This window comes from Bacteroides sp. LFL-34 (genome assembly GCF_027257075.1).
In the GTDB taxonomy this organism is placed as follows: Bacteria; Bacteroidota; Bacteroidia; order Bacteroidales; family Bacteroidaceae; genus Bacteroides; species Bacteroides ovatus.
Window position 1 is genome coordinate 15,134 of sequence record NZ_JAPQKZ010000009.1, and the last position, 15,151, is coordinate 30,284.

At 40.8% G+C, this 15,151-nt stretch carries 9 protein-coding genes and 1 pseudogene; 8 read left to right on the forward strand and 2 right to left on the reverse strand.

What is annotated here, in order from left to right; genetic code table 11:
• Positions 1-21: 21 nt before the first annotated feature.
• Both N5O98_RS06980 and N5O98_RS06985 read right to left on the reverse strand, forming a co-directional pair.
• On the reverse strand, positions 22-2,616 hold the full coding sequence (locus N5O98_RS06980) for a beta-mannosidase (protein WP_118161062.1): 2,595 nt from the start codon (positions 2,614-2,616) through the stop codon (positions 22-24).
• Between the two features lie 152 nt (positions 2,617-2,768).
• Positions 2,769-4,403: a sialidase family protein gene (locus tag N5O98_RS06985; RefSeq protein WP_008651699.1), complete on the reverse strand. Its 1,635-nt coding sequence runs from the start codon at positions 4,401-4,403 to the stop codon at positions 2,769-2,771.
• An 80-nt stretch (positions 4,404-4,483) separates the two neighbouring features.
• On the opposite strand from N5O98_RS06985, the pseudogene N5O98_RS06990 reads away from it, so the two are divergent.
• The 8 genes and pseudogenes from N5O98_RS06990 to N5O98_RS07025 all read left to right on the forward strand — a co-directional run.
• Positions 4,484-4,981 (forward strand): annotated as a pseudogene (locus N5O98_RS06990) (MFS transporter); the annotation flags it as partial.
• Positions 4,982-5,112: 131 nt separating this feature from the next.
• The gene (locus N5O98_RS06995; RefSeq protein ID WP_032849060.1) at positions 5,113-6,288 is read left to right on the forward strand and encodes an AGE family epimerase/isomerase; all 1,176 of its coding nucleotides are present in this window, start codon (positions 5,113-5,115) and stop codon (positions 6,286-6,288) included.
• Between the two features lie 31 nt (positions 6,289-6,319).
• Positions 6,320-9,442: a SusC/RagA family TonB-linked outer membrane protein gene (locus N5O98_RS07000; protein ID WP_004308413.1), complete on the forward strand. Its 3,123-nt coding sequence runs from the start codon at positions 6,320-6,322 to the stop codon at positions 9,440-9,442.
• Between the two features lie 14 nt (positions 9,443-9,456).
• Positions 9,457-11,097 carry a RagB/SusD family nutrient uptake outer membrane protein gene (locus tag N5O98_RS07005; RefSeq protein ID WP_004308412.1) on the forward strand — a complete coding sequence of 547 codons (1,641 nt, stop codon included), beginning with the start codon at positions 9,457-9,459 and terminating at the stop codon, positions 11,095-11,097.
• A gap of 21 nt (positions 11,098-11,118) precedes the next feature.
• On the forward strand, positions 11,119-11,496 hold the full coding sequence (locus N5O98_RS07010; protein WP_004308411.1) for a hypothetical protein: 378 nt from the start codon (positions 11,119-11,121) through the stop codon (positions 11,494-11,496).
• 13 nt (positions 11,497-11,509) lie between these two features.
• Complete coding sequence (locus tag N5O98_RS07015) at positions 11,510-12,808, forward strand: DUF5018 domain-containing protein (protein WP_004308410.1); 1,299 nt, start codon at positions 11,510-11,512, stop codon at positions 12,806-12,808.
• A gap of 29 nt (positions 12,809-12,837) precedes the next feature.
• Entirely contained in the window at positions 12,838-14,082 is a 1,245-nt protein-coding gene (locus N5O98_RS07020) for an alpha amylase family protein (RefSeq protein WP_004308409.1), read from the forward strand.
• A gap of 36 nt (positions 14,083-14,118) precedes the next feature.
• Positions 14,119-15,102: a phosphodiester glycosidase family protein gene (locus N5O98_RS07025; RefSeq protein WP_004308408.1), complete on the forward strand. Its 984-nt coding sequence runs from the start codon at positions 14,119-14,121 to the stop codon at positions 15,100-15,102.
• Positions 15,103-15,151: the final 49 nt, after the last annotated feature.

The following is a 15,151-nucleotide window of genomic DNA, read 5'->3' on the forward strand; positions in this document are numbered from 1 at the left end:
AGTGTTAAGTTATTAAATAGATTAATTATAAGTTTCACGAATATGTTTGATTGTCAAAGGCAGCTCCTCTCCTTTCTTTATTTGGGGAGAAGTGATGACGACCGTTTTACGTTCTCCGGGAAGAAGGTCGAAAAAGTTGTCGCTGAAACGGGCTCCCTGCAAAGGAATTTCAATAAAGACATCTTTTGCAAGAGCGGGAGAAAACAATGTCAGTTCACACATGCCGTCTTTCTGTTTCATCTTGCAGGAAACGGTTGTTTCAGGCAGAAGCAGGTCTTTTGTTTTTCTAAAGAAGTATACGGTTTCGGCAAGGGTGTTTCCTGCCTTGTCTTTCAGTGTCAGTTGCATGAAACAGCGTTGCTGTTCTTCCGGTGATAGCCAGGTGTCGGGTTTTATACGGTACACGCATTGGGAAGTGTTAGCCGGAACTGTCAATGTGTTGAGTTGTATAGGCTTGCCTTGTTTCTTTCCGTCAAAGTCTGTTACTTTCATTTCCAACATCAGGTGGTCTTTGGTGTCCGGACAGTCGGAAATCAGGTAGATATTGAGGCTGTCGTTTTGCCGGATAGGATTGATGAGGATTGGAGCAAAGGCTCGTTTGGCTTGGTAATGCAGGGCTTTCCAATTACCGTAATAGTCGATGCTCGACCAGGATACTACCGGCCAGCTGTCATTCAGTTGCCAATACAGGGTACCCATACAGTAAGGATGGTTCCGGCGGTGTGCTTCCAGTCCGTGACGCATTCCTTGTCCTTGCAGCACTAGTCCGACATAGACAAAGTCTTCAAATTTTTCGGGGATGATATAGTCGCGCTCCATGTAGGTACGAATCAGGGCGTTGCCGATGCTGCTTTTCTGATGAGCATTCATCACTTCCGATTCTATCTGATAATCTTCCGGAGCGGCGAAAGTGGAGATGGTCTTCATTTCCGGGAAGGACTGAAAACCGAATTCGCTCATGAAACGGGGCAGGTCTGTATCGAGTGACTCGAATGTTTTTTGACCATACCAGACTCCCCAGTTATGGCTGTCTCCTATCCCCCAGGATTCAGGACGCCCCCAGTTGGCAAAATACGGGGAGCTGTGTATGTAGAAACGGTCGGCATCCAGTTCCTTAACCTTGGCTGGAAGGAGCTGATGGAACAGTTTGTCGTAGCCTCGAAACATTTCCTGATAGATTTCGGGCGGGAAGTTCTTGTCGAATCCCCAATATTTTAAGGCTTCCAGTATTTCGTTATTGCCGCACCACATCGCCAGGGAAGCATGATTGCGAAGGCGACGGATGTTATAGCAGGCTTCCGCCTCTACCCTTTTCAGAAAGGTGGGGTCGGACGGATAGGGAGTGCAGGCAAACATGAAGTCTTGCCACACCAGTATTCCGTTTTCATCTGCCAGGTCATAGAAACGGTCATCTTCGTACGTTCCACCTCCCCATACACGAATGACATTCATGTTCGCTTCGCGGATGTCGCGGAATAAGGTTTGGTAGCGTTCGGTAGTGACGTTAGTCAAGAGTGCATCCTGGGGGATGTAATTGGCTCCTTTGGCAAACATAGGTACACCATTTACTTCAAAATAGAAGGATTCTCCGTCTTTATCTTTTTCATTAACGAGGCGAACAGTACGCAGTCCTATCCGGTGCGATTGCTCGGCTACGACTTTATCTTCTACTATGATTTGAGCGGAGAAATCATACAGGGCGGGCTTTCCCCATCCATTCGGCATCCAACGTACGGGGGATGCCACTTCGGAAGGTATGGAAACATGATTGATTCCGGGCTGTAAGGTGATTGCCTGGCTGATGCTTTTTTCTGCACTTCTTTCGAATGAGGTATTGATTCTCACCTCTGCCTGAAGTGGCCGGGAGAGTATGTTGTTTATTTCTAATTCATTAGACAGATTTGCGAGCTGGTCGGTCAGTGCGAGTTGCTTTACGTGATAGTCACTGATAGAAGCTGCGTCATAAAAACGGATGGTCACCGGACGCCAGATGCCGCTGGTCACCATGCGGATTCCCCAGTCCCAGCCATAACTGTAAGGGGCTTTACGGGAGAATATGCTTAAATGTTTGTCGTGATGGTCGTTGTCTGCCGGATAGTTGAATCCGTTCGAGTTATATTGAGGCAGTGTCTGCCGGATGGGGGAATGAAAATAGATGTGAAGAAGGTTTTCTCCGATACGGAGTTGGGACTTGACAGGTATGGTATAACCGACAAACATGTTATCGGCTTTCAGCAACAATGCTCCATTGAGGTATACATCGGCGTATGTGTCAAGACCTTCAAAAACCAATTGGGCGTCATCCCGTTTCAGTTGTTCGGGGGTAACTGTAAAAGCAGTCCGGTATTCCCAGTCTTCATTTTCCACCCACTGAATCTTTTGTTCATTGATGCCATAAAAAGGATCGGGAAGTTGTTTATGGTTGATAAGATCCTGATAAACGGTGCCCGGAACCTGTGCCGGTCGCCACAGCTCCGTCCCTGCCTGGGAAAACTCCCAGCCTGTATTTAGAACGACAACTTCGGAATTGTCATTGCTCTGTGCATATGCCATACTGCAACAGCATAGTAGTTCACATGCTATTTGAGCCTTTTTTCCGATCAAATTAATCATCATAGTGGGGCATTAGATATTAACGGATTCAAAGATATTATTTTTTCAGCAAATTTCACTGATAATTTAACAAAATATGTTGTTTTTGCACGCCACGATAAATATACGGTTTTATTCTTTTATCATATCGGATAGTTTAACCGCTATTATATCTATCATTTCATTCCTAACAAATCTGTTAATTTCACCGCCTGAAAAGTCATGTGTGCCACACTGCTCTCATATAGAATACCGATTGTCTCTTTATCAATCATCGTCAGGCAACTATATCCCCATCCTTCTGCTTCGTCGAGCATGATTTGATGTTCGGGCAACCAGGTAAGTCCTTTATCCAGACTTGTTTTTATTGTTATATGATTGCGCCCTTTAGTCGTATCCGGATTTGAAAACAACAGGAGGTCTTTATTCAAAACGTTGTCCTTGGCATCGACATGAATCAGACTGGCCATACATACCGGTTCCTGAAGTGCCTTACGTGAAGACGGGTGTTCTGTCCAGGTTTTTCCCAAATCTTTCGTTATGGCAATAGCCCGGCTTCCTCCTCTATTGTCACGCATATTCAGCATCAATACTCCCGGTTCTATTTCCGCAACTTGTGCTTCCGTTGTATTTGTTCGTGCCATATTGTGCATTTTCCACGTTTTCCCCCGGTCTTTACTATACATGATTCCTGCATTCGGAACACGGGTAGAGTCTATAAACTGCGTTGGAAATACTAATGTGCCGTCGCTCATCGTTATTCCACGTCCGGGTCCTTGAAGGAGAAAATACCAGGACGGATCTTTTACCTGCTCTGTTATATTGATCGGTTTCGACCATGTTTTACCATCGTCTGTACTCTTTGCCAATACCAGCTGTGCGGTATGGTTTATATCCATTCCCGAATGGGAGCTCCACCAGGCACGTTGATTACCCATACCATGTGTCCATGCGGCAACCACCCAGACGGTATTCGTTTGAGTATCTACCAAAATAGAGGGATCTCCTACCCCATTCTGTGCTTTAGGCAAACCGCCATACTCACCAAATGAAAGCGGAAGACGCATTTTCTCCCAGCTCTTCCCTCCGTCAGTGCTACGACTCAAACCCACATCTACATATTCCTGTAAATCGACACTACTATTATATCGGACATCGTACACTCCCAATAATGTTCCTTTATTGGTTGTCACTAATCCGGGAATACGGAAGGAAGCAGAACCGTCATTACCAGCATGACGAACTCCGACTGCCATCCGGTGAGTAATATCTTTCGGGGAAATAAATTTACAATAGAGTTCTTTCCCATCCACTTTTACAGCATGTAAATCAGAGACTATTTTAGTATGCAAAGAGGCATCTGTTTTCATCTGCAAACTGATCCAAAAAAAGTTGACACCTGGAAATAAATTGTAATTACCTCTTAATACAACTTTTTCCGATGGTCCGACCTCTGCACATTTTATGGAATAGGAAGGATTAGCCGCCAATGTCGCACCCGGTCGATGGCTGGATATGTACTCTACAGGGGCAAAGCGATTTTTGTTTTGATCTTGTAAGGCCTCTGTTCCTCCATAATAGAGTTTGATTGCCTGGACATCCGCTAAGTTGGTACTTTTACTGAAATCTAAAACAACTTCATCGAGCATCTTGCTTTCCTTTGCATCCAACCGGATATAGAACAGAACATTGTCCTGCCGCTCTATCAAAACCGGGATTTGTGTTTCATGGATAAACACTGTGTCTGAAGCTTTTACGTCAAAAGAATAGCCTAATAAGACAAGGAAAAGTAAATAAAAAATTCTTCTCATAATGGGGGTATTAGTTAGTTTAACGCGATAAAGATAAAACTTTTCTACCATAATACAGCTATGCAAACAGTTAACTTTCATTTTACCAAGTTCTGGTAGGACTAGTCAATACTTTGACCACCATTCTGGCTCTTGTCATCATTGATAAGGTAGGCCGCAAGAAACTTGTTTATTACGGAGTTTCGGGAATGGTTGTTTCTCTGATTCTCATCGGCCTGTATTTCCTCTTCGGAGATTCCCTGGGAGTATCCAGCCTCTTCCTGCTTGTTTTCTTCCTGTTCTATGTATTCTGCTGTGCCGTATCTATCTGTGCCGTGGTGTTCGTACTTCTCTCGGAGATGTATCCCACCAAGGTTCGCGGACTGGCCATGTCGATAGCAGGATTCGCTCTGTGGATCGGAACGTACCTGATCGGACAGTTAACCCCCTGGATGCTCCAGAACCTTACCCCCGCCGGAACATTCTTCCTGTTCGCCCTCATGTGCGTGCCGTATATGCTGATTGTCTGGAAACTCGTGCCGGAGACTACAGGGAAGTCGCTGGAAGAGATTGAAAGATATTGGACCCGTTCGGAATAAATATAAAACAGACCTTAATAACAATAAACTAACATCTTATAAATATGGATAGTAAGAACAACATTGGTCATTCAGCAGACATCTCTTTCACTGCTGAATTGCCCATACCAATCTATAATGGAAATAATAGTATGGATTTCGAGAAACTGGCAAGTCTGTACAAGGATGAACTTCTGGACAGTGTCCTCCCTTTCTGGCTTGAACACTCCCAAGACCACGAGTATGGTGGTTATTTCACCTGTCTGGACCGTGAAGGAAAAGTGTTCGATACGGATAAGTTCATCTGGCTGCAATGTCGTGAGGTGTGGATGTTCTCCATGCTTTACAATAAAGTGGAAAAACGCAAGGAATGGCTGGATTGTGCCGTTCAAGGTGGTGAATTTCTAAAAAAATACGGACATGATAGTTACTATAACTGGTATTTTTCCCTTGATCGTTCGGGTAGACCATTGGTAGAACCGTATAATATATTCTCGTATACATTCGCCACCATGGCTTTCGGACAGTTGAGCCTTGCAACCGGTAATCAGGAATATGCGGACATTGCCAAGAAAACTTTCGACATAATCCTTTCCAAAGTGGATAATCCGAAAGGGAGATGGAATAAGCTTCATCCGGGTACCCGTAATCTGAAGAACTTTGCCTTGCCAATGATCCTCTGTAACCTGGCACTGGAGATAGAGCATTTATTGGATGAAACGTATCTGCGGGAAACAATGGATACTTGTATCCATGAAGTGATGGAAGTTTTCTATCGTCCTGAACTCGGAGGTATCATTGTTGAAAACGTGGACATAGACGGTAATTTGGTCGATTGTTTTGAAGGCCGTCAGGTGACCCCGGGACATGCCATTGAAGCGATGTGGTTTATCATGGATCTAGGCAAGCGTCTGAATCGTCCGGAATTGATAGAGAAAGCCAAAGAGACTACTCTCACGATGCTTAATTATGGCTGGGACAAGCAATATGGAGGTATCTACTATTTTATGGATCGTAACGGTTGTCCTCCCCAACAATTGGAGTGGGACCAGAAACTCTGGTGGGTCCATATCGAAACGCTTATTTCCCTGCTGAAAGGCTATCAATTGACGGGAGACAAAAAATGCTTGGAATGGTTTGAAAAGGTACATGACTACACTTGGGAGCATTTCAAGGATAAAGAATATCCTGAATGGTATGGCTACTTGAACCGAAGAGGCGAAGTATTGCTACCACTCAAAGGAGGAAAATGGAAAGGATGCTTCCATGTGCCAAGAGGACTGTATCAGTGCTGGAAAACATTAGAAGATTTGATGAATTATAAATAACTATCTTGTTTTATTAACATTAATATTTAATATGGAGAAACAAATCACATGGAGTATAAGGTTTATAGCCTTATTCATCTGTTCGCTTTCTTTCTTAAACGTTCATGCTCAAAAAAACACGAACGTGAAAGGGACAGTGTATGACTCAAACAATGAGCCGCTTGTCGGTGCTACTGTTAGTGTAAAAGGGAATTCGTCCAACGGTACTATTACCAATATTGACGGACAGTTTAGCCTAAATGTACAGGATTTAAAATCGACTTTAGTAGTTTCCTTTGTCGGGTATCAGACTCAAGAGGTTGCTTTACATGGTCGTTCAGAAATTACTATTAGACTTCAAGAAGATGCACAAGCATTGGATGAAGTTGTAGTGGTGGGGTATGGAACTCAAAAAAAGAAATTCTTAATAGGTTCCGTTTCTCAAGTAGGCTCTAAAGAGTTGATGATGGCTCCTCAAGCTAACCTTTCTAATATGATGACAGGTAAGTTACCGGGGGTAACGAGTGTTCAACGTTCCGGTCTTCCCGGAAACGACCAGACATCTATCAACATCCGTGGTTTAGGTACTTTTTTAGATTCTAGTCCTCTGATATTAGTGGATGGCGTTGAACGTATGTTGAATACTGTGAATCCTAATGATGTAGAAAACATATCTATTTTGAAAGATGCAGCTACAGCATCCGTTTATGGTTTGGCAGCGGCAAATGGAGTAATCCTGGTAACGACCAAGAAAGGTACTGAAGGTAAAGTAACTCTTTCGTATGACGGTTCTGTTACTTTCCAGAAAAATACAGCCATGCCTGAAATGCTAAATGGTCCTGACTATATTTATTGGTATAATAAGGCAAGTGAACTTGATGGTAACGGGCCATATTATGGAGCTGATATTCAGACGAAAGTGGCTAACAACTATGATCCGGAAGGTAAATATGGAAATACAAACTGGACAAAAGAAGTTTTTAAGGATTATGGCTTCACACATCAACATAATATTTCAGCTTCCGGTGGTAACAAGAATATCCGTTTCTTCACCAGTATAGGCATGTTGGATCAATCCGGTATCATCGAAAATGTGAATTATGATCGTTACAATGTCCGTTCTAACGTAGAAGGTAATATTACCAAAGATTTAACGTTCGAACTTAATATTTCTGGCTTTTATGAAGAAAAGAACTGGCCCGGAATTAGCACAAGCGCACAGGCTGAACAAAATCCCATTCAGCAGGCTGTTTATTCAGCCCCTATTATTCCTATTTATTATCAAGGAGAATATACAGCTTGGATTGGTCCTGGTAGTTCCACCACACAGAGTCCACTCGCTACTTTAAGGAATAGCGGATTTCAGAAAAAACAAAGACATGAGTTTGATGGTACAATGAAAATTAGTTATGCCTTTCCTTGGGTAAAAGGGTTGAAAGCTTCTCTCGGTTTAGTTTATGATACTAGTTATTCGGAAGATAACGGTTTCTTGGTAGGATACAATGTTAATGCTTATAGTGCAGATTCTAAATCATATAATTTAATGCGTGCCTCTTCTACAAGCGAGAAAGGTAATTACACTAAATCTGCATCTTCTTTCAGAAGATTTATGGTCCGCCCGAGTGTGGAGTATGCTAATACCTTTGGCAAGCATGCAGTTTCAGCCCTATTCTTATATGAACAGACACAACTGAAAGGCTCTACAATGACAGGAAAGATGGGCGGCTATAATTTTAATGATCCGGTTGATCTTTCATTAGGTACTGAATTTATATCCAATCCTACAGGTAGTCATAGCGATAAAGCTACTATTGGTTATGTAGGGCGTTTCAATTATATTTTCGATAAAAGATATCTTGCAGAATTTGCTTTTCGTGTAGATGGATCCTATAAATTCGCAAAAGATAAAAGATGGGGATTCTTCCCTTCTGTATCTTTAGGATGGGTAATCTCTGAAGAAAACTTCATAAAAAACAATTTCTCTTCTATCAACCTGTTAAAGTTGCGTGCTTCTGTCGGTGAATTGGGTAGTGATAATACAGATGCTTTTTTGCATAGAAGCATTTTTAAGGTAGAGAAGAATGCGTATATATTCGGAGGAGTTCCTTATGCAGGATTAGGTGCATCCAACTCTATTACTTCCAGCTTAACCTGGTCTACTACCCGCAGTTACAATATTGGTGCTGACCTGACAATGTGGAATGGATTATTGGGAGTAGAATTCGATTTATTTTATAAGCTGACAAAAGATATACAAGAAAGCCGGAGTGGCGGTTTCCCTCCTTCATTAGGAGGAAATTATGCTCAAAAAGGAAATACGGGTAAGATCGACAATCGCGGTTTTGAATTGGTATTGAAGCACCAAAACCACGTTAATGATTTTTATTATAGTATAACCGGTAGTGTAGCGTGGGCTAGAAATAAAGTTCTGTCGCGGATTGAAAGTGAAAGTACTCCTTGGTACCGGACAAACATAGGTGAACCTTTAGGACAAATTTATGGCTATAAAGCTATAGGCTTATATCAAACACAAGAGCAATTGGATAACCGTCCTTTTGTTGGTAATGGAGTTCAACGTTTAGGAGATATCATGTATGAGGATATCAATGGAGATGGTAAAATTACGCAGGATGGGGATAAAGTTAAAATCGGCCACAGCACTTTACCAGAGTTAAACTACTCTCTGTCTATGGACTTCAACTGGAAAGGGTTCAATTTGAGTGCATTATGGCAAGGAGCTGCTATTGTTAGTTATACGTTGAATGGTACTTATAATCATGGTTCAATGGACAATACGGTCTATACACGACCATTCTACTCGGGAGGAAATGCTCCTTATTATCTGGTAGAAGATTCATGGACACCGGAAAATACGAGTGCCCGTTATCCCAGATTAAGTGCCATTCATAATGGAAATAATGCATATACCTCTTCCTGGTGGTTGGTAAATGGTAATTTCTTGCGTTTGAAGAATTTACAGTTTGGTTATACAATTCCTAAAAAAATACTTGCGAAAGCCAATATTGGACTATCTAACGTTCGTGTATATGTAGCAGGCACCAATCTGTTTACTTTCACAGAATTCAAATATTGCGACCCTGAAATGGCTATTATAAATAATGGTTATTATCCCCAACAAAAGAATTATAGTGTTGGATTAAATATCACATTCTAATTAAATCAATAATTATGAAAATAAAAAGATTATATCTATTAGGGATAGGGCTGATGTTTACGTCACAGTTTCTAACCTCATGCCATGATTTGTTGGAGAAAGATCCCACAGACTCATATTCAGAAACAGTAGCCTGGAGCTCGGAATCTTCTTTAGATATGTATGTGACTTACTTATATAAGCCTCTCAATGGCTTATCCAACTTTTCTTCTTTATCCTTAACCGATGGATATACAGATTTAGTTAAGTATGGAAATGGAGTTCCACAAACATGGAGTGCTCATAACAAGATTCTGTTGCAGCAAAACACAATAACATCAGATAATAATCCGATGTCATCGTGGGGACTTTATACTGACATATTTAGAGAAAATGTATTTTTGCGTGATGCCGGTATCTATGGAAGTAAGTTTAATGAAGATTTTCTCAATACTCGTATTGCTGAAATTCGTTTTATTCGCGCTGTGAATTATGCACGTATGATTAGAATTTTCGGAGGAGTTATTCTTCGTGACGAAACAAATGGAGTTGATTCAGAAGGGGAAAAAGCAAAAGCAAGAGCAACTGAAGCCGAATCATGGGATTTTGTTCTGAAGGACCTGGAATTCGCAGCCAAACACCTTCCGAAAGAATGGGACAGCAAATGGGATGGGCGTTTGACTAAAGGAGCAGCGTATGCCTATATGTGTCGTACAGCACTCTTTGCAAAACGTTGGGATATTGCTATTACCGCTGCTGATGAGATTAAAAAGCTCAATAAGTATGACTTAATGGATGAATATAAAGATGTATTTAAAGTGGCAGGTAATAAAGAAATTATTTTCTCCATAGCATACAAAATTCCGGATATGCCCCATTATTTCGATCGCTATTTTGCTCCTGACGGTAAACAAGGAATAAGAAGAGCTGTCCCGACAAGTGAACTGGTTGATTCTTATGATATGGCTGACGGAACTCCTTTCTCGTGGAGCGGCTCCATGGCCAAAGATCCTTATGTAGGTCGTGAACCTCGTTTCTATGCATCCATTATATATAATGGGGCTACTTGGAAAGAAAAGACTATTTATACCTATGTAGACGCTGAAAACGGTTTTGCTGCTTACAGAGATAATATGAATCCGGGAGAAAAACAAACTGTTACCGGATATTTCATCAGAAAATATCTACAAGAAAACAATACCGAATTTGATGATAAGGGAAGCGATCAGTTTTGGATTGAAATGCGTTATGCGGAGGTTTTGTTAAATCTGGCTGAAGCTCTGGCAGAACAGGATTATGCTAAAAATCAGGATGATGCCTTGGAAGCTCTCAATGAAGTAAGAAGACGTGTTGACCTACCGGAACGTACAACACAGGAAGCACCGGATAAAGACTCATTTATGAAACTATTACGTAAGGAGCGTATTTGTGAATTGGCCTTTGAAGGATTCCGTTATTGGGATTTACGCAGATGGCGTTTGGCTGGCGAAGTTATTGATGGAAAACAGGCACATGGAACAAAAATAACCAAAAAAGATGATAATTCTTATACTTATGAACAAGTGTCATGTGACGACAATATAAACCGCTTCTTTCCAGAACGCTATTACTTGCTACCTATTCCTGTAGATGAATTACAGAATAATCCGTTATGTGAGAATAATGCTCCTTGGTAATATTAAAAGATTATTATAGTTATGAAAAATTTTAAAGTAATTACATACATCATATTAATGATAGCATTTAGCTTTTCCTTTTCTTCTTGTGAAAAGCATGATGATATCCATTATCATTCTGATTGTGATATCATATCCATTATGGTTCGTGCTAATTCTCCGGAAGATGGTACTACTTATGATGGGGTCATATCAGAGAATGGAAATATAACTTTCGAACTTCCGGCAAAAGTGAAATTGAGCGAATTATATATAACAGCCAATTTGCCTGTAGCAGCATTTGCTTATCCTTCATTGACTGGTGCTAAAGATTTATCTACTCCATTTAAACTAACTATTGTAGCAGGTGATGGAACGCAAAAGGAGTATACTTTGATTGCTAAACACCCAAATAATTAAAAAAGTAGATGTTATGAAAATAAAATATCATAATTGGCTTCAAGTTGCTGTCATGGCAACAATGGTTGCATTTTCCGCATGCTCGGATAATCCAACATTATACTCTGACACTGATATAACCGGATTCAAAGTTAGATTGGGCGAGGGTAATTATAAACAGGGTACCGTTAAGGATGGTAACATTATTGAATTTAAGATTACTCCGGACTTAGATTTGAGCAAACTCAATGGAGTTACTTGTTCTTTCTTTATCTCTCCATATGCAACAGTTACACCTACCCCCGATGTACCTCAAGATTTTTCAAAAGATGTACATTACACAGTGAAGGCGCAAGATGGCACAACCACTGACTGGACCGTAAAATGGACTTATGGCGGAAAAGTAAATGATGGAGAAGGTTTTGAATATTTTTTCAAAAAATGGGAAATTAGTGTACCCACTCCATCTAATAAAAACAAAGATGGTTTCGGTGCAGTGTTTGGTAATTATATAATAGACACCCAATTTAATTTCTATGATAAATATACAGGGCAGAAAGTAGATAAGACTTTGAATGTGACAGGAATAGACGCTTCTTTGTGCCAGTTAGTCAATGATGACGCCGGTAATTTGATCGGTGTAGTAAAAAATGTAGGATTATACAGATGGACTACTGTTGAGGGAGCTCCACAAAAGGTTGCTAATGTAACTCCCGGAGCAAATAAAGTTTCTGCAATCGGTGATATTGACAAAGTGGGATATGTTTATGATTCTAAACCTGATGGTGTAGGTACACATGCAGTTTACAAATTTGAGAATGGTACATATACAGGCACTTCAACCTTGGTTACCGGTCGTCCCAGTAATGATAGTAACTGGCGACAGATTGTGGCTGTACTCGGCATGTCGGATAACCCACCATTTTACGTAATAGACGCAGTGAATGCCGGAGGTGTAATGGGACCGGAAATCGGTTATAAAGCAAATACGGCAGGGGCATTTAGCAGCATCACAGGTCCATATATAGACATGTGGAATAAGAAAGGATACGCTGGCTGGGGAAATCATGTACTTATTTCCGGTAGAGGTATTCCATTTAATGGCAGATGGTACGGAGCAACCATAACTTGTGGTTGGGGCTGGGTTGGACTGCACCTGCTAGACCCGTCTAGTAATCATTCATTACCTATCACAGAAACAATTGAGCCATGGACTACCAACTCTTGTATCTGGACTACTTGTTCACCAAGTGATGACGGAGAATCATTATATCTCTATTACGGTTATGGTGTAGGTATTCGTTGTTATGAACTTACAAAATACGAGAAATAGGCATACTCCTAATTATATAGAATTGAAATATGTTGAATAAAAGCATTATATCGTTTTTTCTATTGTTATTTGCTACCTGTTCCTTTGCCGGGAACAGGGGCAAAGAACAACCTAAATACCTTTGGTTTGATGCAGAAGCTAATTTTGAACGCTTTGCCTCTAAAGATTCTATTTCTTACTATTTGGAAAAAGCTAAATCAGTAGGATTCAATCAAGTGGTAGTAGACGTCAAACCTATATACGGGGAAGTACTGTATAAAAGTAAAATTCTACCTCCACTTACAACAGTGAATGGTAAAGTAATTCATCGTGACTGGGATTACCTGCAGTATTTTATCAATGAAGCTCGTCGGTTAGGATTAAAAGTCACTGTTTCCACTGCAATGTTTCCGTCCGGACATCCCGCTACCCGCGAAGGTCTGGTCTATGATGAGTCACGTTGGGATGGGAAAACATGCTTGGAATATACACCTGACGGAAAGATGCTTGACATCAGAGAGGATAAGAAAAAAGTAGGAGCTTTTTTAAATCCGGTTCGTAAAGATGTCCGCAAATTTGCTTTAAGTATTGTTCGTGAAATAGTGAGAAACTATGATGTTGATGCTTATGCATTAGATTATTGTCGATATCCGGGAGATGATAGTGACTTCTCTGCTGACAGTCGTAAAGCTTTTGAACATTACTTAGGAAAAAAAGTCCGGAACTTTCCAGACGATATTTTCACTTGGAATGCCGATGGAACGAAAAATCCTGGAATTTATTATAAAGAATGGTGGGCATTCCGGGCTAATGTTATCACTAGTTTTGTGAAAGAGGTACGTAAAGAAATTCATTCTATCAATAATAAAGTAAAGCTAGAGTATTGGGCCGCTTCCTGGATTCATGGTATTTATGGACAAGGGCAGAATTGGGCCAGTCCAAAATCTGATTTCTCATTAAATTATCCGTGGGGATCGGAAGCCTACAATGAATCAGGATTTGCACCTTATCTGGATACCTTCTTATGTGGAACGTATTTAGAGCGTATCTATGGCATGGATGATCCGGAATCTATAGAGTATGGTATTGCCCGTGCACAGAGATTGGTTGGTAATGATTGCAAAGTATTCGGAACGATATATGCTTTAAATCATAAAACCAATATAGCCGATGCAGTAAGTCTTTGTCTTGAGAAATCGGAAGGATTGATGATATTCGACATAGTACAGGTTATTGAAATGAATCTGTGGGATGATATCCAAAAAGGTATAGAACGTGCGGAAGCACAAAGATAACTAGAAATAAATATTTACGATCAAATCGATATGATAATGAAAAATATATCAAAATATTGGCTTCTTTTCATGATTGCCGCCATGTCTGCGACAAGTTGTTCAGATGATGATAATGAAAAGGTGGTAATGCCGGATCCTGATCCGACAACATTAGGCTGGGTTAAACAGACAACAGAGTTTGGCACATTACCTGAATACATAAGTGTATACAAATCTCCGTCAGAACTGGAAGGCATGAAAGCCATAGCTTTTATTGCTGTTGCGGATATGTCAAAAGCTAATTTTGCGACTATAGGAGACCTGATATATTCTAAGACTCCCAATCAAATCTGGCAAGCAGAACAACAAAAATATCCGATAATTATGAATGGTGGATATTTTGTAATGGGAGCAGGTAAGTCTGTCAGTTTGCTATGCCGTGAAGGAGAGGTCTTAGCTGTGAACTCGCAGGAGGAAATACGTTCTCAAAAGAGTTATTATCCTACACGAGGTATCTTTCAGCTGTCAAAGAATGGCTATTTCTCCACAGATTGGGCTTATACAACAACTGATGGTGTGACATATACCTATGAACAACCTTCTCCCAATAAGTCCGGTTATGAGCCTCAACCTGCACCTTCGGCTTATTTTCCGACGAGAGGCGTGAAATTAAATGCAGAAACGGCGATTGGAGGTGGACCGATCCTGTTGAAAGACGGAAGTGTGAGAAATACTTTTATTGAAGAACTTTTTGATGAAGAAAGTGGAGTTGCTCCCGAAAGTTATCATCCAAGAACCGCTATCGGAGTAACAGCCAATAATAAGGTGATATTTTTCGTTTGTGAAGGCCGCAGTGTAACGGAAGGTGTAAAAGGTATGAATATGGCTATGATGGCTAATGTCCTGAAGAGCTTAGGTTGTGTAGATGCTATGAATCTTGATGGTGGTGGTTCAACTTGTATGTTGGTCAACGGTCAACCGGTGATAAAGCCAAGTGCTGGTGCCCAACGTGCTATAACTACGGCAGTAGCTTTAAAATAACGGTCGAAAGATCTTTAGGATAACAAATTTATTTTATTTAGCTTTCTTA